This is a genomic window from Stenotrophomonas sp. IS26 (assembly GCF_054188265.1).
On the sequence record NZ_JBSZJV010000002.1, the window covers coordinates 252,074 to 271,083 of the forward strand.

16 protein-coding genes are annotated in these 19,010 nt (G+C 66.3%); 12 read left to right on the forward strand and 4 right to left on the reverse strand.

Annotated elements, in window-relative coordinates; all coding sequences use genetic code 11:
- Window position 1 precedes the first annotated feature (1 nt).
- From ACW6W5_RS03095 to ACW6W5_RS03110, 4 genes are read left to right on the forward strand one after another with little or no spacing between them, the layout of a single operon-like run.
- A complete protein-coding gene (locus ACW6W5_RS03095; RefSeq protein ID WP_152150624.1) occupies window positions 2-772 on the forward strand; it encodes a class I SAM-dependent methyltransferase in 771 nt (256 codons plus the stop codon).
- Between the two features lie 9 nt (window positions 773-781).
- Window positions 782-1,837, forward strand: coding sequence for a quinone-dependent dihydroorotate dehydrogenase (locus ACW6W5_RS03100; protein ID WP_121036622.1), 1,056 nt, complete (start codon window positions 782-784; stop codon window positions 1,835-1,837).
- On the forward strand, window positions 1,834-2,883 hold the full coding sequence (gene murB / locus ACW6W5_RS03105; RefSeq protein WP_183073612.1) for a UDP-N-acetylmuramate dehydrogenase: 1,050 nt from the start codon (window positions 1,834-1,836) through the stop codon (window positions 2,881-2,883). The genes ACW6W5_RS03100 and murB overlap by 4 nt, the downstream gene beginning before the upstream one ends.
- 32 nt (window positions 2,884-2,915) lie before the next feature.
- Window positions 2,916-3,803, forward strand: coding sequence for a DMT family transporter (locus ACW6W5_RS03110; protein ID WP_152150822.1), 888 nt, complete (start codon window positions 2,916-2,918; stop codon window positions 3,801-3,803).
- Window positions 3,804-3,813: 10 nt separating this feature from the next.
- Here ACW6W5_RS03110 and ACW6W5_RS03115 read toward each other — a convergent pair whose 3' ends face one another.
- On the reverse strand, window positions 3,814-4,980 hold the full coding sequence (locus ACW6W5_RS03115; protein WP_152150622.1) for a nucleotide sugar dehydrogenase: 1,167 nt from the start codon (window positions 4,978-4,980) through the stop codon (window positions 3,814-3,816).
- 251 nt (window positions 4,981-5,231) lie between these two features.
- Between ACW6W5_RS03115 and ACW6W5_RS03120 the strand changes: the two genes are divergently transcribed.
- Both ACW6W5_RS03120 and ACW6W5_RS03125 read left to right on the forward strand, forming a co-directional pair.
- Window positions 5,232-5,564 carry a helix-turn-helix domain-containing protein gene (locus ACW6W5_RS03120; protein WP_226956556.1) on the forward strand — a complete coding sequence of 111 codons (333 nt, stop codon included), beginning with the start codon at window positions 5,232-5,234 and terminating at the stop codon, window positions 5,562-5,564.
- A complete protein-coding gene (locus ACW6W5_RS03125; RefSeq protein WP_152150618.1) occupies window positions 5,561-6,868 on the forward strand; it encodes a type II toxin-antitoxin system HipA family toxin in 1,308 nt (435 codons plus the stop codon). Before ACW6W5_RS03120 ends, ACW6W5_RS03125 begins: the two co-directional genes overlap by 4 nt.
- Window positions 6,869-6,877: 9 nt before the next feature.
- Here ACW6W5_RS03125 and ACW6W5_RS03130 read toward each other — a convergent pair whose 3' ends face one another.
- The gene (locus ACW6W5_RS03130) at window positions 6,878-7,906 is read right to left on the reverse strand and encodes a phosphotransferase enzyme family protein (protein WP_152150615.1); all 1,029 of its coding nucleotides are present in this window, start codon (window positions 7,904-7,906) and stop codon (window positions 6,878-6,880) included.
- A 167-nt stretch (window positions 7,907-8,073) separates the two neighbouring features.
- A complete protein-coding gene (locus ACW6W5_RS03135) occupies window positions 8,074-8,979 on the reverse strand; it encodes a LysR family transcriptional regulator (protein WP_121036620.1) in 906 nt (301 codons plus the stop codon).
- A gap of 113 nt (window positions 8,980-9,092) precedes the next feature.
- Here ACW6W5_RS03135 and ACW6W5_RS03140 point away from each other — a divergent pair, with 113 nt between their 5' ends.
- The 5 genes from ACW6W5_RS03140 (at window position 9,093) to ACW6W5_RS03160 (ending at window position 15,916) form a co-directional block, all read left to right on the forward strand.
- Window positions 9,093-9,830, forward strand: coding sequence for an SDR family oxidoreductase (locus ACW6W5_RS03140; RefSeq protein WP_121036619.1), 738 nt, complete (start codon window positions 9,093-9,095; stop codon window positions 9,828-9,830).
- A gap of 10 nt (window positions 9,831-9,840) precedes the next feature.
- Window positions 9,841-10,371, forward strand: coding sequence for a hypothetical protein (locus tag ACW6W5_RS03145; RefSeq protein WP_220668885.1), 531 nt, complete (start codon window positions 9,841-9,843; stop codon window positions 10,369-10,371).
- Between the two features lie 44 nt (window positions 10,372-10,415).
- Window positions 10,416-11,309: an SDR family oxidoreductase gene (locus tag ACW6W5_RS03150; RefSeq protein ID WP_152150613.1), complete on the forward strand. Its 894-nt coding sequence runs from the start codon at window positions 10,416-10,418 to the stop codon at window positions 11,307-11,309.
- A gap of 165 nt (window positions 11,310-11,474) precedes the next feature.
- Window positions 11,475-14,594, forward strand: coding sequence for a discoidin domain-containing protein (locus ACW6W5_RS03155; protein WP_152150611.1), 3,120 nt, complete (start codon window positions 11,475-11,477; stop codon window positions 14,592-14,594).
- Between the two features lie 245 nt (window positions 14,595-14,839).
- Window positions 14,840-15,916: a Shedu immune nuclease family protein gene (locus tag ACW6W5_RS03160; RefSeq protein ID WP_152150609.1), complete on the forward strand. Its 1,077-nt coding sequence runs from the start codon at window positions 14,840-14,842 to the stop codon at window positions 15,914-15,916.
- A 162-nt stretch (window positions 15,917-16,078) separates the two neighbouring features.
- Here the strand turns inward: ACW6W5_RS03160 and ACW6W5_RS03165 are convergent, their stop codons facing one another.
- Window positions 16,079-16,714, reverse strand: coding sequence for a helix-turn-helix domain-containing protein (locus ACW6W5_RS03165; protein ID WP_121036616.1), 636 nt, complete (start codon window positions 16,712-16,714; stop codon window positions 16,079-16,081).
- Window positions 16,715-17,103: 389 nt separating this feature from the next.
- On the opposite strand from ACW6W5_RS03165, the gene ACW6W5_RS03170 reads away from it, so the two are divergent.
- Window positions 17,104-18,978 carry a serine hydrolase domain-containing protein gene (locus ACW6W5_RS03170; RefSeq protein ID WP_193222722.1) on the forward strand — a complete coding sequence of 625 codons (1,875 nt, stop codon included), beginning with the start codon at window positions 17,104-17,106 and terminating at the stop codon, window positions 18,976-18,978.
- The last annotated feature ends 32 nt before the right edge of the window (window positions 18,979-19,010 follow it).

The window sequence follows — 19,010 nt, forward strand, 5'->3', positions numbered from 1 at the left end:
CATGAGCCGCTCGGATTCGACCGAACGCTTCAGCAGTCGGGTTGCCGACTACGTCCGCTACCGTCCCGACTATCCCCCGGCATTGCTGGATTGGCTGCACCAGGACATCGGTGTTCCCACCGAAACCTTGGTCGCCGATATCGGCGCCGGCACCGGCATTTCCACCCGGCTGTTCCTGGCCGCTGGCCACCCGGTCATCGCAGTGGAGCCGAATGCGGCGATGCGCGAGGCGGCCGAGCAACTGCTGGCGCCGGATTATCTGCGCCTGAAGGTGGCCGACGGCACCGCCGAAGCGACTGGCCTGGCCGACCACAGCGTGGGTCTGGTCGCCGCAGCGCAGGCCTTCCACTGGTTCGATACCACTGCAGTGCGCCGCGAATGGGCGCGCATCCTGCAGCCCGAAGGCATGGCGCTGGTGTTCTGGAATTCGCGCCTGCTCGATGCCTCCCCGTTCCTGATCGGCTACGAACAGTTGCTGCTGGAATTCGGCAGCGACTACACCGAGGTGGCCGAGCGCTACCAGGACGATGACACCATGCGTGCGTGGTTCGGCGAGGGCCTGCGCGGCATGGCCCGGCTGCCAAACGTGCAGCGCATGGACCTGGATGGCCTGCGTGGCCGCCTGCTGTCCTCCTCGTATGCACCGCAGGCCGGTCACCCGCGCCACGCGCCGATGCTGGCCGCGCTGCAACAGCTGTTCGACGCCCATGCGGTGGACGGCCAGATCGCTTTTGAATACCAAACCCGTGCCTTTGTCGGCACGCTGGACTGATTGAACGCCATGTACTCGTTTGCCCGCCCCTTCCTGTTCGCCCTTGATGCAGAACGCGCCCACGGCCTTGGCCTGAGCGCGCTGGACCTGGCCTATCGCACCGGCACCACGCCGCTGATGGGCCGCCGCATCGACCCGCTGCCGACCAACGCGTTCGGAGTGAGTTTCCCGAATCCGGTGGGCCTGGCCGCCGGCCTGGACAAGAACGGCGAGCACATCGATGCGCTGCTGGCCCTGGGCTTCGGCTTCGTGGAGATCGGCACGATCACCCCGCGCCCGCAGGCGGGCAACCCGAAGCCGCGCCTGTTCCGGCTGCCGGAGCACCAGGCCATCATCAACCGCATGGGCTTCAACAACCTGGGCGTGGATGCGCTGGTCCGCAATGTCGAGCGCGCCAAGCGCCGCACTGGCCTGCTCGGCATCAACATCGGCAAGAACAAGGACACCCCGAACGAACAGGCGTTCGACGATTACCAGCACTGCCTGCAGAAGGTGTATCCGCTGGCCGACTACATCACCGTCAACATCTCCTCGCCGAACACCGCCGGCCTGCGCGAGCTGCAGGAAGAGACCGCGCTGCGCCAGCTGATTTCGCAGCTGCGCGAGAGCCAGGAAAGCCTGGCCGCCAAGCACGGCAAGCGCGTGCCGATGCTGGTCAAGGTGGCCCCGGACCTGAGCGACCGCGATATCGACGCCGCAGCGCGCGTGCTCGGTGAGCTCAAGGTGGACGGCGTGATCGCCACCAACACCACCATCGACCGCAGTGCGGTGGCCGGTGACCCGCGTGCTAATGAAGCCGGCGGCTTGTCCGGCGCGCCGTTGCTGGGCCAGTCCACCCTGGTGCTGCGCCGCCTGCGTGCGCGCCTGCCCGAGTCGATGCCGCTCATTGGCGTCGGCGGTATTCAATCCGGCGCGGATGCGGTCGCCAAAATGGCGGCCGGCGCCGCGCTGGTGCAATGCTACAGCGGCCTGATCTTCCGTGGTCCGGAACTGGTGCACGAGTGCGTGGAAGCGATCCGCCGCCGCAGAGAGGCGCCCAGCCGCGGCGCGGTGGCACCGCTGTGAACGACGCCATGACTGCCTGGGCCATCACTGAAAACGCCTCGCTGAAGGCGCTCAACACGTTCCACGTCGACGCCACCGCTGCGCAGCTGCTGGAGGTGTTCGATCCTTCCGTGCTGCCGGAGGTACTTGCCCTCCCGCGCGTCGCCGAACAACCGCTGCTGGTGCTGGGCAGCGGCAGCAATGTATTGATCGCCGACAACGTGGAAGGCACCGTACTGGTGTTCGCCAACCGCGGCATCGAGATTCTGGAGCACCGCGCCGACCACACCATCGTGCGCGCCGGTGCCGGCGTGAACTGGCATGGGCTGGTGATGTGGTCGTTGCAGAACGGGCTGTCCGGGCTGGAGAACCTGGCGTTGATCCCGGGCACCGCCGGCGCCTCGCCGATCCAGAACATCGGCGCCTATGGCGCGCAGGTCGGCGAGTTCATCCAGGCCGTGGATGCCTGGGACCGACACGAAAACGACTGGGTGCGCTTCGATGCGGAAGGCTGCCAGTTCGCCTACCGCGACAGCATCTTCAAGCACGACCCGGACCGTTACCTGATCACCGCGATCGAACTGCGTCTGCCGTTGCTGCATGGCCTGCGCCTGGGCTATGCCGGGATCGCCGAGGAGATGGAGGCGATGGGTGTGGAGCTGCCGGTGGCCGCCGATGTGGCCAATGCGGTGATCAACATCCGCCGTCGCAAGCTGCCTGATCCGGAGGTGCTCGGCAATGCGGGCAGCTTCTTCAAGAACCCGATCCTGCCGTTGGAACAGGTAGAGGTGCTGCTGCAGCACTTCCCCGAGCTGCCGGTGTTCCCGGCCGACGACGACAGCCGCCGCAAGATTTCCGCAGCCTGGATGATCGAGAGCTGCGGCTGGAAGGGCTACCGCGATGGCGATGCCGGCGTGGCGCCGAGCCATGCACTGGTGCTGGTCAACCATGGCCAGGCCACCGGTGAAGAACTGCTCGCACTGGCGCGGCGGATCTCCGCCTCGGTCGTGGAGAAGTTCGGCGTGCCGATCGAACCGGAGCCCAGGCTGATCGGCGCACAGTGGTGAACCCCGCCCCCGCGTTACCGGTGGCCACGCCGCTGCGGGCCGCCCTGCTGATGCTCGGCAGTACCTTGGCCTTTGGCCTGATGGCGATCGCGATCCGCTACGCCACCCGCTACGTGCCGACCCAGGAAGTGGCGTTCTTCCGCAACGCCTTCGGCCTGCTGGCGCTGCTGCCGATGCTGATCCGCTCGGGCAGCGCACCGCTGAAGACACAGCAGCTGCCGCGCTACTTCCTGCGCAGTGCGATCGGGCTGGCCTCGATGCTGTGCGCGTTCTGGGCGATCGGGCATCTGCCGATCTCCCAGGCGATCTCGCTCTCCTACTCCACGCCGCTGTTTGTGACCATCGCTGCCGTGCTGTGGCTGGGCGAGACGGTGCGCATGCGCCGCTGGGCGGCGGTGATCATCGGCTTCATCGGCGTGCTGATCATCGTGCGCCCGGGCTCGACCACCTTCACCCCCGGCACCTTGGTGGCGGTGGGCGCCGCGGTGTTGAGCTCGCTGGTGGCGATCCAGATCAAGCAGCTCACCCGCGTGGACAGCGCCGATACCGTGGTGTTCTACACCTATGTGTTCTGGGTGCCGCTGTCGCTGGTGCCGGCGCTGTTCGTGTGGGTCTGGCCGACCGGCCTGGCGTGGGTCTGGCTGGTCGCGACCGGCGTGCTCGGCACGCTGGGCCAGCTGCTGTGGACGCGCGCCCTGCGCCTGGGCGAGGTCTCCGCATTGACCCCGATCAGCTTCATGCAGCTGCCGCTGGTCAGCCTGCTGGGCTGGTTGCTGTTCAATGAGGCGCTGGACCGCTGGACCGTGATCGGCGCCGGCATCATCCTCGGCGCGAATGCCTACATCGCCCACCGCGAAGCGGTACTGGCACGGCGGGCGAAATCGCAGGCAGTGACAGCCGCCGCCAAGCCGGGAGAATAGACCCCGGGCATCAATCCGAGCCGAACAGATCGCGGGTGTAGACCTTGTGGGCCACGCCCTCCAGCTCCGGTGTCAGCCGGTTGGCGACGATGATGTCCGCCTCGGCCAGGAACGCGGCGAAATCATTGACCACGCGGGAGCGGTAGAAGGTCGGCTCGGTCAGCACCGGCTCGTACACGATGACCTCGATGCCCTTCGCCTTGATCCGCTTCATCACGCCCTGCACCGCCGAGGCACGGAAGTTGTCCGAGCCGGCCTTCATCACCAGCCGGTAGATGCCCACCACCTTCGGGTTGCGCGCCACGATGTCATCGGCGATGAAATCCTTGCGCGTGCGGTTGGACTCGACGATGGCGTGGATCAGGTTCTGCGGGACCTTGCTGTAGTTGGCCAGCAACTGCTTGGTGTCCTTGAGCAGGCAGTAACCGCCGTAGCCGAAGGACGGGTTGTTGTAATGATTGCCGATGCGCGGGTCCAGGCTGACGCCTTCAATCATCTGCCGCGTATCCAGCCCGTGCGAACTGGCGTAGGTATCCAGTTCGTTGAAGTACGCCACCCGCATTGCCAGGTAGGTGTTGGAGAACAGCTTGATCGCCTCGGCCTCGGTCGCGTCGGTGAACAGCACCGGCACGTCCTTTTTGATCGCGCCTTCTTTCAGCAGCTCGGCAAACACCGCCGCGCGCTCCGAACGCTCGCCGACGATGATCCGGCTGGGGTGCAGGTTGTCATGCAGCGCGCGGCCTTCGCGGAGGAACTCCGGCGAAAACAGAATGTTGTCGGTGTTGAACTTGGCCCGCAACGCGGCCGTGCAGCCGACCGGCACGGTCGACTTGATCACGATGACGGCCGAGGGATGGATCCGCACCACATCGGCGATCACTGCCTCGACCGAGTCGGTGTTGAAGTAGTTCGAGGTAGGGTCGTAATCCGTCGGCGTGGCGACGATGACGAAGTCCGCGCCTTCATAGGCCTGCGCAGGATCCAGCGTGGCAGTGAGGTTCAGCGCGCGATGGGCGAGGAAATCCTCGATCTCGGCATCTTCGATGGGCGACTGGCGGGCATTGATCATCGCCACCTTGGCCGGATCGATATCCAGCGCCACCACCTCGTGATGCTGCGCGAGCAGCACCGCGTTGGAGAGGCCCACATAGCCGGTACCGGCAACCGCAATCTTCATTCAGGATCCTTCTGTGTACATCGTCCAGAGTCGAACGGCGAATTTTAGCAAACGCCGCGGAGCAAGCGCCACGAACGTATCCCGTTACGCGTCATTTTTGGCACTTTAACCAGATATGGCGACATAACGCGCCATATATGTCGCGTTGATCGAATCATACGTAAATTCCGTAAACCGCCAAACTTGACGCTTTATCGCAATAGTGCGATACAAAGCGTCAGGAGGGTCACCTTATGACGATCACACATCTTATGACGGACGAGGCTGTCCTGGCTGAGCTGGGGCAACGTCTGGCCCGCGTGCGGCTTTCGCAGGGCATCACCCAGGAGCAGCTGGCCGATGCCGCGGGCGTCTCCAAACGCACCGTGCAGCGGCTGGAAGACGGCACGCCCGCCCAGCTGGCCAACCTGATCCGATGCCTGCGCGCCCTCGGCAGGCTGGATGCGCTGGACGTGATGCTGCCCAGCCACGGCCCCAATCCGATCGATCTGCTGAAGCGCCGCGGCCACCCGCGCCAGCGCGCGCGACCGGGGGTGGCAGAGCCGGCACCGGCCAAGCCGTGGACCTGGGGCGATGAGCAATGAGCACCACGGCCGAGGTGCGCCTGTGGGGCAGCCGGATCGGTGCGGTGACGCTGGCCGACGGCGAGCGGATCGCACAATTTGCCTACGACCCGGCCTTCGCACGGTCCAGCATCGAGGTCGCCCCACTGACCATGCCGCTCGCGGCGGATCGGATTTACGGTTTCCCCTCCCTCAACCCAGCCGGCTTCCATGGCCTGCCCGGCCTGCTCGCCGACGCCCTGCCGGACAAGTACGGCAATACCCTGATCAACGCGTGGCTGGCCACCCAGGGCCGCACCCCGGACAGCTTCAACGCGGTGGAGCGGCTCTGCTACACCGGCACGCGCGGCATGGGGGCGTTGGAGTTCTCGCCTGTGCACGGGCCGCGCGTCCGCACGGCACACAAGATCCAGATCGATGCCCTGGTTGCATTGGCCACCGAGGTCCTGAGCAACCGCGACAACCTGCGCGCCTCGTTCGGCGATGAAGACCGTGCGGATGCGCTGCGCGACATTCTGCGCGTGGGGACCTCGGCCGGTGGCGCACGGGCCAAGGCCGTCATCGCCTGGAACGAAGGCACCGGCGAAGTCCGATCGGGCCAGGCCGCGGCGGCGCCAGGCTTCAGCTACTGGCTGCTCAAGTTCGATGGCGTGCAGAACAACCGCGACAAGGAACTGGCGGACCCCAAGGGCTACGGCGTGGTCGAGTACGCCTACGCACTGATGGCGCGTGATGCAGGCATCCAGATCAGCGAGTGCCGGCTGCTCGAGGAAGGCGGCCGCCGCCACTTCATGACCCAGCGCTTCGACCGCACCGATGCAGGGGGCAAGCGCCACATGCAGTCGTTGGCGGCGATGGCCCACTTCGACTTCAATGATCCCACTGCCTACTCCTATGAGCAGGCCCTGCTGGTCATGCGTCAGTTGCGCCTGCCCATGGCGCAGCTGGAGGAACAGTTCCGGCGGATGGTGTTCAACGTGATCGCACGCAACCAGGACGACCACGTCAAGAACATCGCCTACCTGATGGACCGGCAGGGCCAATGGTCGCTGTCCCCTGCGTTCGACATCACCTGGGCGTACAACCCGGACGGCGACTGGACGGCCCGGCACCAGATGTCGATCAACGCCAAGCGCGAGGGGTTCGACGTGGCCGACCTGGCCGCCTGTGCCGCGGCGGCCTCGATCAATGCCCGCCGTGCCCGGGACATCATTGAGCAGGTCCGGCAAAGCGTGCTGCGCTGGCCACACTTTGCCGACGAGGCCGGCGTTGCCGAGATCTGGCGCGATCAGATCCGCGGCAGCCTGCGTACGGACATCCGGTGAGTTGCAACCTCAGCCCTGCGCGGCCTGCCAGGCACGGGTCGCACAATCGGCCACGTTGCCGGGCGCGAACTGCTCGGCCATGTAGCGCAGGGCCTGGCGTCGCTGTGCAGGTGGGCGCGCGGTGGCGCCGGGTTCGAGCAGCAGATCATGGAACTCCTGCAGGTCCTGCAGGATCCGCCAGTGGCGGTGGTAGGCAACCCGCAGCGGATCCACCGTGACCGGCCCGTAGCCTTCCGCGAACCCCGGCGGCTGCTCGCGCCCCCAACGACCACCGATGCCGGCGCCGACGAACATCAGATCGCGCTCGCGCGGCGCCAGCACCATGTCGTCCCAGTCGATCAGATAGATGCCATCCTCCGGCCCGACCAGCACATTGCCCGCGTGCAGATCGGCATGGCACAGCACGCGGGAGGCGCGCCCCTCACCGATACGCGCACGCAGCTCGCGGCAGCGCTGCCAGATCGCCTCGATACGCTGGCGGTGGCGGCACCACAGCGCCTGGTACTCCTCACCCAGGGCATCGCGCACCGGAATCCGCGCGTCGGCCCGCTGCAACCACGCGCCCACCCGCTCCACGGCAGTGTCGTCGTCGAAGCCAGGGCAAAGCAGGCGATCGGACAGCTCGGCCGGCAGATGGGTGTCGTGGATCTGGCGCAGCACCCGGCCGAGTCGTTCCCAATGGCCGCGCGAGAGCGCTTCCTCGAAACCGGAGAACGCCTCGACATACGGAAACAGGGTCCACTGCAGACCGGCCCAGCTCGCTGCCGCCGCCCCATCGCGTGTGGGCAGCGGTGCGATCACTTCGCGCAGGCCGACGTGCTCACGCAGGTGGTGCAGTACTTCCCACACCACCGGATCCACGGCATAACGGCGGCACTTGAGCCACCAGCGCGCGCCGTCCGGGCCCGCCACCTGGTACACCGTCGCGCCTGCATCGGCCCCACCTGCGCGCTGCAGCACCGTGCTGGCACGCACACCGAACACCTCGGCCAGCACCTGGCTGATCTGCGCCGCGGACAACTCTTGTGGATGGAGCATCAATCCAACGCGCGTAATAGATATATCTCGACTATCGCAGACCGGTCCCGTACCGCCCAGCGCAGTGCATCACGAAAGCGACAACGCGTGACAGGGCGTTGTCGCCTCCTCCGACCGATGCTGGCTGCGCGAATAGTTCGCGGCGGCGGTGGCATGACGATCTGCTGTCAGGGGGATGCTGCGGTGCCCGCAGCGCGTTCGAACAACGCGGCCAGCCATTGCGCGAACACCCGCACGCGGGCGGACAGTTGCCGGTTCTGCGGATACAGCACGGACACCGGCATCGGCGGTGGCGGGTGATCCGCGAGCACGATGCGCAGCTGATCCTCGGCAAGCGCCTGCGCAATGCGATAGCGCGGCACCTGGATCAAGCCCAGCCCCGAGAGCGCCGCGCCGGTGTACAGGTCAGCGCCCGTCACCGAGATGCGCGACTGCAGCTGCCGCTCCACCACGTCGCCATCAAGCAGGAAATCCAAGCCGGCCGAGTGCGCGCCGCCGGGGCCGTAATCAACCGCGTAGTGCTGCGCGAGATCGTCCAGGCGGGTCGGCACACCCTCGCGCGCCAGATACGCGGGGCTGGCCACGGTGACCTGCTCCAGCAGCGCGACCTGCCGGCCGATCAACGACGAATCCTGCAGAACGCCCGCGCGCAGCACGCAGTCCACGCCCTCGCGGACCAAGTCCACCAAGCGGTCGTCCTCGCCCACGTGCAGGGTGATGCCGGGATAGCGTGCAAGGAATTCGCCCATGGCCGGCATCACCACGTACCGGGCCAGCGTGCCCTGCAGATTGACCCGCAGCAGCCCCTTGGGCGGGGCATCGCGGAAGGCGCTTTCGGTTTCTTCCAGATCGGTCAGCAACCGCACGCAGCGATGGTAGTAAGCCTCGCCGTCATGGGTCATGCGCACCTGACGAGTGGTCCGTTCCAGCAGGCGCACGCCGATGCGCTGCTCCAGCCGCTTGATCAGGTTGGTCACCGTGGCGCGCGGAATCTGCAGATCCTCGGCCGCCAGGGTGAAGCTCTGGCGTTCGGCGATCCGGACGAACACCTGCATCTCCTGGAAGCGGTCCATGACCCACCCATTGTTAAAGCAATTGGAATTGTGATCGCAACTTTAGCAGGATTATCCCTGCCGCCGAATGATCCATCCTTCCTTCCGTGCCCACCACTGAAGGAAGCCCCACCATGTCCACCTCCTCCCGCGTCGCCCTGATCACCGGCGCCTCCCGCGGCATAGGCGCCGCCATCGCCCGGCGCCTGGCTGCCGATGGCTTCGCCGTCGCCCTCAACTACGCCTCCAACACCGCCGAGGCCGATGCGCTCGTCGCCGAGTTGACCCGCGGCGGTGCGTCCGCCATCGCGATCCAGGCCGATGTCTCCCAGGCCGATCAGGTCGGCGCGATGTTCACCACGGTTGAACAGCAGCTGGGCCGCATCGATGTGCTGGTCAACAACGCCGGCATCCTCAAGACCGCCCCGCTGGCGCAGACCAGCGACGCGCTGTATCTGCAGAACTTCGCGATCAACACCCAGGGCGTGTTCAACACCCTGCGCGAAGCGGCAACGCGCCTCAACGACGGCGGCCGCATCATCAATCTGTCCAGCACCACGCTGGCCCTGAATCTGCCGGGCTATGCGATCTACAACGGCACCAAGGCCGCGGTGGAAGCGTTCACCCACGTGTTCGCCAAGGAGCTGCGCGGCCGCGCGATCACCGTCAACGCGGTGGCCCCGGGCCCGGTCGCGACCGCACTGTTCCTCGACGGCAAGACCGAAGAGCAGATCAACACCTTCGCGCGGATGCCGCCGTTGGAACGCCTCGGCCAGCCGGACGATATCGCCGGCGTGGTTGCCTTCCTCGCCGGGCCGGACGGCGGCTGGGTCAATGGCCAGATCCTGCGCGCCAACGGCGGCGTGGCCTGAGGTCGCCCGGATGTCGCCCCGCCACCTGGCCGTGCTGCTGCCCCTGCTCTGCGCGACCGTCATGACGGCGTCGTGCGAAGCGCGCACGCCCTCGCCACACCCCGCCATGAAGCCGTCCATCACCTATCTGCACCTGCTTCGCAACACCCCGTTCTTCACCGCGTTGACCACCGCGCAGCTGCGCCACGTGATCGACCATTCGCGGGAATGGGAGGTGAGCGCCGGCGCCCCCATCCTCGGCAACGTTACCGCCGAGGGCCGCGATGACGTCTGGGTATTGCTGGATGGCGGCTGGGAACTGCATTACCGCGGCCAGGTACTGCGCAGCGGACATGCCGATGCCGGCAAATGGTTCAGCGCTGCGTCGCTCGGCCCGGAGGCGTTCGAACTGGTCGCCAACGACCACAGCTACGTCATGCAGATTCCCGCGCAGGACATGGACGCGATGCTGGCCCAGGGCTTCGATTTCACCCCCCACCTGGATGCCGGTCGCGTGCTCTACCGCCGCCTGCGCGACAGCACGCGCCCTCTCACCCCCTAGTTGTCCTTCTCCCTCGCCGCCCCCTTTTCAACCTGGAGATTCCCATGCCGCACACCATCCTTGTCACCGGCGCGTCCTCCGGCTTCGGCCTGATGAGCGCCAAAGCCCTGTCCCAGGCCGGTCACACCGTCTACGCCTCGATGCGCGACATCGGCGGACGCAATGCCGCACGCGTTGCCGAGATCGCCGCGTGGGCCGCCCAGCAGCGCGCCGACCTGCGCACCGTTGAACTGGACGTGCAGTCCGAGGCTTCCAGCAACGCTGCCATTGCACAGGTACTCGCCGAGGCGGGCACGCTCGATGTGATCATCCACAACGCCGGGCACATGGTGTTTGGACCGGCCGAGGCGTTCACGCCTGAGCAACTGATGCAACAGTACGACGTCAACGTGCTGGGTACGCAGCGGGTCAACCGTGCTGCGCTGCCCTTCATGCGCGGGCGCGGCAGGGGTCTGCTGCTGTGGGTCGGATCGTCCTCCACCCGCGGGGGCACACCGCCATTTCTCGCGCCCTACTTCGCTGCGAAGGCCGCGATGGATGCGTTGGCGGTGGCCTACTCAACCGAACTGGCGCGCTGGGGCATCGAGACCACGATCATGGTGCCGGGCGCGTTCACCCAGGGCACCAATCATTTCGCGCATTCGGGCACGCCGGAGGATGCCGACATCGCCGCCGAATACGAGAACGGTCCGTATGCCGGCGTTGCCCAGCAGGCACTGCAGGGCCTGGCCAGCCTGGAGCCGGCCGATGCCGACCCCGAGCAGGTCGCGCGCGAGATCGTGCGTGTGGTCGGCCTGCCGCATGGCAAGCGCCCGTTCCGCGTGCATGTGGATCCGTCGCAGGACGGTGCCGAAGTGGTCAATGGTGTAGCCGACCGGATGCGCACCGAGATGTACAGGACGATCGGCCTTTCCGACCTGCTCTCGCCGCGCGCCTGACATGGCTGTGTGACGCACCATCACGGGCACCTGCGGGTGCCCGTGCCGTTTCAGCCTGGACGACACGCCTGTTCAGTATTGCGACGCGTCATGTAAACGGTTACAGCCCCTGCTAGCGTGACCTCCACCCCGCCGTCGGGGCCGTTTCAGATCAGGAGCGCATTGATGGGGCTGCATGCTGACCGTTCGACTGTTGTGCACCGGCCGCGCCGCGTCATGGCCGGTACCCTGCTCTTCTCCGCGCTCGCGCTGAGCTTCGGCGCCGCCGCCCAGACCCTGCCGCCGCGCAGCCAGTGGCAGGCCAGCAGTTCCTCGCAGCAGGTGCCGGCGATGGCGGTCAGCCACCTGATCGATGGCGACCCGAAGACGGTGACCGGCGGCGCCTTCAGCCCCGGGCACTGGTTCCAGGTGGATCTGGGCACGCCGAGCACGCTCAGCGGCGCGCAGATCACCTGGGATGTCTCCAATCCCGAGGGTTACACCCTGCAGACCTCGCTGGACGGCCAGCAGTGGCAGCCGGCTTACACCATGCGCGATTCACTCGGCGGTATCGAGACGCTCTACTTCGCGCCACGCCAGGCCCGCTACCTTCGCCTGGCGAGCCCGGAGCGCACGTCGGACTGGGGCGTGTCGATCTTCGAACTGGAGCCATTGGACAGCACCACCAGTGCGCGCGTGGCCGGTGTGGATGCAGCCCAGGCCGCGGCGCTGTGGCAAGGCGGCAGCGCGGTCACGATCCCACGTGGCAAGGACGATACGCACACGCTTGAGATCACCTTGCCGCGTGCCGTGGCCACCACCGGCCTGGCCGTGGACTGGACAGGCGCGCATGGCGCCGCACGGCTGCAGGCACGTGATGCCCAGGGTGGCTGGGTGGAGCTTGCGCGCGATCCGCAGGCGGGTGCACGCCAGCAGAGTTGGCTGGCCGGCACTGCGGCCGTGACCGCCACGGCGCTGCGGCTGACGGTGGAGGGCGACACGCCGCAGGTCGACCGCCTGCGCCTGCTCGGGCCGAAGGCGGTGATGACCCCGATGAAGCGCTACCAGATCGCCGCCAGTGGCGCGCAGCGCGCGTTGTTCCCGGCCTCGCTGCACCTGCAGCAGACCTACTGGACCGCGGTCGGCATCCATGCCGGCCGGCAGAAATCGATCTTCGACGAGTACGGCAACATCGAGGCCTTCAAGGGTGCACCGCTGGTGCAGCCGATCTGGCGCAATGCCGACGGTGTGGCCGCAGGCGCTGCCGACCAACCGGTGCAGCACGCACTGCGCGATGGCTGGAAGCCGATGCCCTCGGCGACGTGGTCGCCACAACCCGGGCTTGAACTGCAGAGCGAGGCGTTCGCGGTCGAGCTCGACGGACAGCCGGTCACCTTCGTGCGTCACCGCCTGCGCAACACCGGCAGTGCGCCCGTCGACGGCACCCTGACCTTGGCGGTGCGGCCGATGCAGATGAATCCGCCGTGGCAGAACGGAGGCCTCTCACCGATCCGCGAAGTCGCCATCGAGGGGCAACGCGTACGCATCAATGGTCGCGCCCTGCTGCAGTCGCTGACGCCGGTGGATGCTGCCGGCGCGGCACCATTCGGCCCGGACGGCAGCAGCGAGATCACCGCGGCGATCGCCAGCGGCACCTTGCCCGCCGCCACGCAGGCACGCGATACCGACGGCCTGGCCTCCGCAGCGCTGGCCTACCGCGTGCAGCTCGCACCCGGTGCCAGCCGCTCCGTGGTGGTCGCCTTCCCGCTTGGCACGGCACCCTCTGCGACGGACGGTGCGCTGCCCGACGCCCCGCCGCTGGATCTGGCCGGCGTCCCGCGCGCACCCGATGCGGCGTACGACGCGCTGGCCAAACGTGCATCGGACGACTGGCAGGCACGCCTGGGCCAGGTCGGGCTGCGTCTGCCCGATCCCTCCCTCGTGGACATGCTGCGCGCGCAGGCCGCGTACATGCTGATCAACCAGACCGGCCCTGCGATGCAGCCCGGCCCGCGCAACTACAACCGCTCCTTCATCCGCGACGGCATGGCTACCTCGGCGGTGCTGCTGCGCATGGGTGAATCCCAGGTCGCGCGCGATTACCTGGCCTGGTACAGCGAGCACGGCGTGCACGCCAACGGTCTGGTCTCGCCGATCCTCAATGACGACGGCAGCGTCAACACCGGCTTCGGCTCGGATATCGAATACGACAGCCAAGGGCAGTACATCGCCTTGGTTGCCGACGTCGCGCGGCTGGATGGAGGACCGGATTCGGTGCGCGCGTACCTGCCCAAAGTGAAAGCGGCGATGCGCTTCCTGCAGGAACTCCGCGAGCGCACGCTGGTGCCCGGCTACATGGCCAGCCAGCCCGCGCCCGAGCGTTTCGCCGGCATCCTGGCGCCATCGATCAGCCACGAGGGCTACCCGTCGCCCACGCACAGCTACTGGGACGACTACTGGGGCCTGAAGGGCTGGCATGACGGCGCGTGGTTGGCCGAGTCGCTCGGCGATCACGAAACCGCAGCATGGGCGCGCGGACAGTACGCCGCCCTGCACGATGCGCTGGCCGCTTCGATCCGCGCCACGATGGCGTGGAAGGGCATCGACTTCATTCCCTCTTCGGCCGACCTTGGCGATGGCGACCCGACCGGTGTGTCGATTGCACTCGACCCGACCGGCGCGCAGGATGTGCTGCCGGCGGAGGCACTGCGCACCACGTTCGCGCGGTATCTGCAGGATGTGCGCAAGCGCGGCGAGCCGGACGCGTTGTACGCCTACACGCCGTATGAAATCCGCAACGTGCTGAGCTACGTACATCTGGACCAGCCCGAGGCTGCCGACGAACTGCTGCAGGGGTTGCTGCATGACCGCCGCCCGCTGGAATGGCAGGTGCTGGCCGAGGTGGTGCACTCGCGGCTGCGCTTCCCGCGCTACCTCGGCGACATGCCGCATACCTGGATCGGTGCGGAGTACGGGCGCACGCTGCTCGGAATGCTGATGCGCGAAGACGATGACGCGCTGTCACTGCTGCCGGGCACCCCGCCGTCATGGTTGGCCGGTGATGGGCTGGCAGTGGATCGCCTGCCGACTGCCTATGGCACCTTGGCGCTGCAGGCCCGGCAGCGCGAGGGAGCGCTGCAGGTCACGCTGGGCAAGGGACTGCGCAAGGACACCGCGGTGCGCGTGTGGTGGCCGAGCCGCACCCGCCCCACCACGGTGCGGGTGGATGGACGCAACGTCACCGACTACGACGCACGCGGTGTGCTGCTCACCCAGCCGTTCCGCCGGCTGGAGGCGGTGTGGTGAGCCAGCCGCCAGGCCACCTCACAGGTTCGGCAGCCCGGCAGGAACTCGCGTTCGAGCGCGACAACGCGCCGTCTTGGCATTCCAGCCCAGCAGGCGGAGGGGTGCTCAAACGTTGCGTAGATTTTCTATAGGTACGGACCACTCAGACAATTCAATAGTCTGTCGAGTTTGATACTAGGAGTTTCCTGATAGCGCCTCAGCACCTTGCATGGCATTTTCCTGTCACTACCGCAAGCGGATGAGACATGAAGATTGTAGATACGGTGTACGACTATGCGGACGGCCGACACCACCTCACCCGGGGTATGTGTCGCGTCCGGGTGTTTGCATCAGAAAATGGACCTGCGGTGCTTCTGACCGACCTGGGCGAGATGAATGACGGGGCGTCGGTTACCAACGCAGCCAGGCGGATCATGGAGGGCGTGGTTGAAACCGGGCTTGCAACCGCGCCATGTGCATTCATCGAACACTACGAAAATAAGTCTTCCGCCGAAGACACATTCGACTTGCTGACTGCCCCTCCGAACGTGCAATGGAAATCCATTTCTTCATCTGCTGCACTTGAGATCCTTGGGTGCGGCCCGGACGAACTCGGGAACCGAAGCGACAGTAATCGACGCATCGCCGCATCGGCGGAGACCCTGAGGTTGAGAAGGGATCGCTTTGCTGACTCGCCCTTCCCTGAACCACCCAAGGTCATCTCACGCAAAGCACAGATCCGGAATAGGATGATCTCGCGCTCCGACGTGCAAAAACTGGTCGATGCAGGCAGCGGAGAGAGAGAACTGCAGCGTTTGATCAAGTCGGATCTTTCCATCATCGCCGAGGCTTTCTCCGCCCCTTCTGACGAGTACATCTGCTTCTCGGAGATGCCCATTGCCGATGGTCAAGTGGATTTTGCAGTCTTCACCAGCCGTTCCCGCATGGATGTGATCCTCATCGAAGTGAAAGGGGCAGAGTTTAATCTTGTGAATAGCAACGGCTATCGAGAGTTCAACCACAAAGTCCTAGAGGCTGCCGGTCAGTTGCGACATCGCTTGGGGTTGATCTACAGAGATCTGGACGTATTCAGAGAAAACCTCCACCAGATACGCGCTAATGCGGAGAAAGGCTCACCACTGTTCGGAGCCTTCCTTGGTCCTAGAGTTCCCCTTGAAGTTGATCCGTGCAAGGACATCAACATCCGCACGGTGATCATCGGCGGACGAACTCAGGACGACGCGGCGGAGAGCCGGAAGCGTCATGATTTCGAACGCGGTACCTCACCCGCCATTCGACTGGAGTCATGGGACACATGGCTGCGACGGCTCCAGAGGGCGTGAAACCGGGCAGAGGCTAGTCGCCGCCCTTGGATCAGAGGGCAGCTCATCCTGTTTCATTGGATCAAGCGCCGAACACGGCTTGCAGGCCTCGCCTGTAGCCAACTCGGCAGGTGGGCGCCGGTCGCCCCACCTCCCTGGAAAAGCCGATCACAGCAACCGCGCTCAAACCCCGCCCTCCTGCTCATGCAGGGTGATCAGCGATTCCATCAGATCCTCGTCCGCGCTGGCACAGACGGCCAGCAGCACCGCTTCCTCGCAGCCGGTATCGACGATGTAGGCGTGGCCCATCTGGCTGTCGATGTAGATGCCCTGCCCGGTCTCCAGCACCACCGGATCGTAGAACTCGGTGTGGACCTGGATGCGGCCCTCGATCACGTGCACGTATTCCTCGCCCGGGTGGCGGACCAGCTCACCGAACTCGGCGGTGGTCTTGGCGCGCACCTTGGTGAGGATCGGGATCATCCGCTTGCGCCGCAGTTCGGTGCACAGGTAGTAGTAATCGTAGTTGTCGGTCTGCACCCGCAGTGCCTTGTCGAGCGAGCCGAGGCTGCGCCGCGCGGTGACCGGCTTGGGCGCGCTGTCGCTCTCCGGCTCGGAGAACAGCTCGGACATGCGCAGGTTCAAGCGCTGGGACAGGTGCTGCAGCTTGTCGTAGGTCAAGGTCAAGCGGTCATGCTCGATCTTGGACAACGTGGACAGCGGAATTTCGGTGTGCTCGCTCATTTCCTTGAGCGTCCATCCCTGGCGGGTGCGCAGACCGCGCAGCAGGGTTCCGAGCGTCGGGCTTTTGGGGCTCATCGACAGGACCTTTGGGCTATTGCTGGTGAAGTTGCCGATACGATACTACGTAGAGATGAATGCCATCCTGATCAGGATGCTTTCTTGTCGCGTTCGCCGCCTTAAGCGCTTCTCTGCGCCCTGAAAACGTTCTCAATGGCCGAAGAACGGCCTGCGCAGGGCATCCAAACGTCACATTCAGCCCGGTTGGCGCGATCCGATCACGATCACGCGCATTTGACATTTCTCTGATCAGGAATATTGTTGTCTGATTGAGATGGTTTGAAGGGGATCGTCACATGCGTGCGTTGTCAGGGCTTGTCGGCTTGTGCTGTGGGCTGTTGCTGTCTTTCCAGGCCGACGCACAGCGGCCACCCGCCCCACCCCAGGCGGCAACACCGCCTGCCGGCGTGGATTCCGTTGCCCGGCTGACCGCGGACGATGCGACCACCTGGCTGGATGGCTTCATGCCGTATGCCATCGCGCGGGGCGATATCGCCGGTGCGGTGGTCACCGTGGTCAAGGACGGCCAGATCCTGGTCCGCCGCGGCTACGGCGTTTCCGATGTGGCCGCGCAGACGCCGGTGGATCCGGACCGCACGCTGTTCCGGATGGCCTCGGTCTCCAAGCTGATGACCTGGACCGCAGTGATGCAGTTGGTGGAAGCCGGCAAGCTGGATCTGGACGCGGACATCAATCAGTACCTGGATTTCAAGGTGCCCGAACGCGGCCTGCCGATCACGCTGCGCCAGCTGATGACGCATACCGGCGGCTTCGAGGCCAACATCAAGTACATGTGGACCAGCGAAGCCGTGGCCGAGGCCGGCGGCATCGAACTGGGCCCGTATCTCAAGCGCCGGGTGCCGGCGCAGATCTTCGCGCCGGGCACGGTGCCCGCGTACTCGAACTACGGCACCAGCCTGGCCGGCTACATCGTCGAGCGCGTGTCGGGCCAGCCCTTCGCCGAGTATGTCGAGCAGCACATCTTCGTGCCGCTGCAGATGCAGCACGCCAGCTTCCGCCAACCGTTGCCGCCGGCGCTGCGCGCCCTGGTGACCAAAGGCTATGCCCTCGGCTCGGGCAAGCCGCGTGAGTTCGAAGTGACCCCCTCCGCGCCGGCCGGCGCACTCTCGGCCACCGGCAGCGACATGGCGCGCTTCATGATCGCGCACCTCAGTGCCGCCGGCGGTCATGACACCGCCATCCTGAAGGCGGCGACCAGCCAGCTGATGCTGACCCCGCAGACCCGCTTCGCGCCGCCACTGAACACCATGGCGCTCGGCTTCTACGAGATCGATGTCAACGGCCAGCGCGTGGTGTCGCACGCCGGCGACACCTACTCCTTCCACTCGCAGCTGTTCCTGTTCCGCGATCACGATGTCGGCCTGTTCGTCTCGCTCAACAGTGCCGGCGCCAATGGCATCACCGGCCCGATCCGGCGTGAACTGCTGGAGAACTTCGCTGACCGTTACTTCCCGGCGGGCGCCCCGGCCCCGGCAGCGGCCATCGACGCGGCGCTGGCCAAGGCGCAGGCACGCCAGCTGGCGGCACCAAGCTACCTCGATTCGCGTCGCGCCGAGACCGGCATCGGCCGTACCGGCATCCTCACCCAGACGCGCCTGGAAGCCCTCGACGATGGCAGCCTGCGCTTGCCGCGCCTGAAGCAGCCCAACGGGCAGCCGACCACCTTCAAGCCGATCGGCCCGTGGCTGTGGCAGGCGAGCAACAGCGAACTGCGCCTGGCCGCCATCCTCAAGGACGGCACGCCGGTCGGCTTCGCGGTGGATTCCTCCTCCCCATTCAACGTGTTCCTGGCCGCGGAAGGCTACCGCTCGGCGCTGTGGCTCAAGCCGTTGCTGACCGCTGCTGTGGCAGTGTTGGCACTGGCCGCGCTGGCGTGGCCCATCGCCGCCCTCGTCCGCCGCCGTCATGGCCGCGTGCTGGGCTGGCCGCGCAGCACCCTGCTGGCCTATCGCCTGAGCCGCGCCGCCTGCTGGCTCCTGCTGCTGGTGCCTGCGGCCGCCATGGCCGTGATGGCCTGGGCGTCAGCCGATTTCGCCCGCCTGGATGATCGTCTGGATCCGGCGGTGATCGGGCTGGGCATCGCCACGGTGATCGCGATCATCGGCGGGATCGGCGCAACGGCCTGGAACCTGGTGCAGACGGTCCGCGCTGGACGCGGCTGGCTGGCGCGCCTGTGGGCTGCGCTGCTGCTGCTGTCGGCCTGCGTGCTCGCTTACGCCCTGGTCCTGATGGGCCTGGCCGACTTCGCTCTCAACTACTGACCCATGGCCCCGCCATGGGGCTGGAGACATCC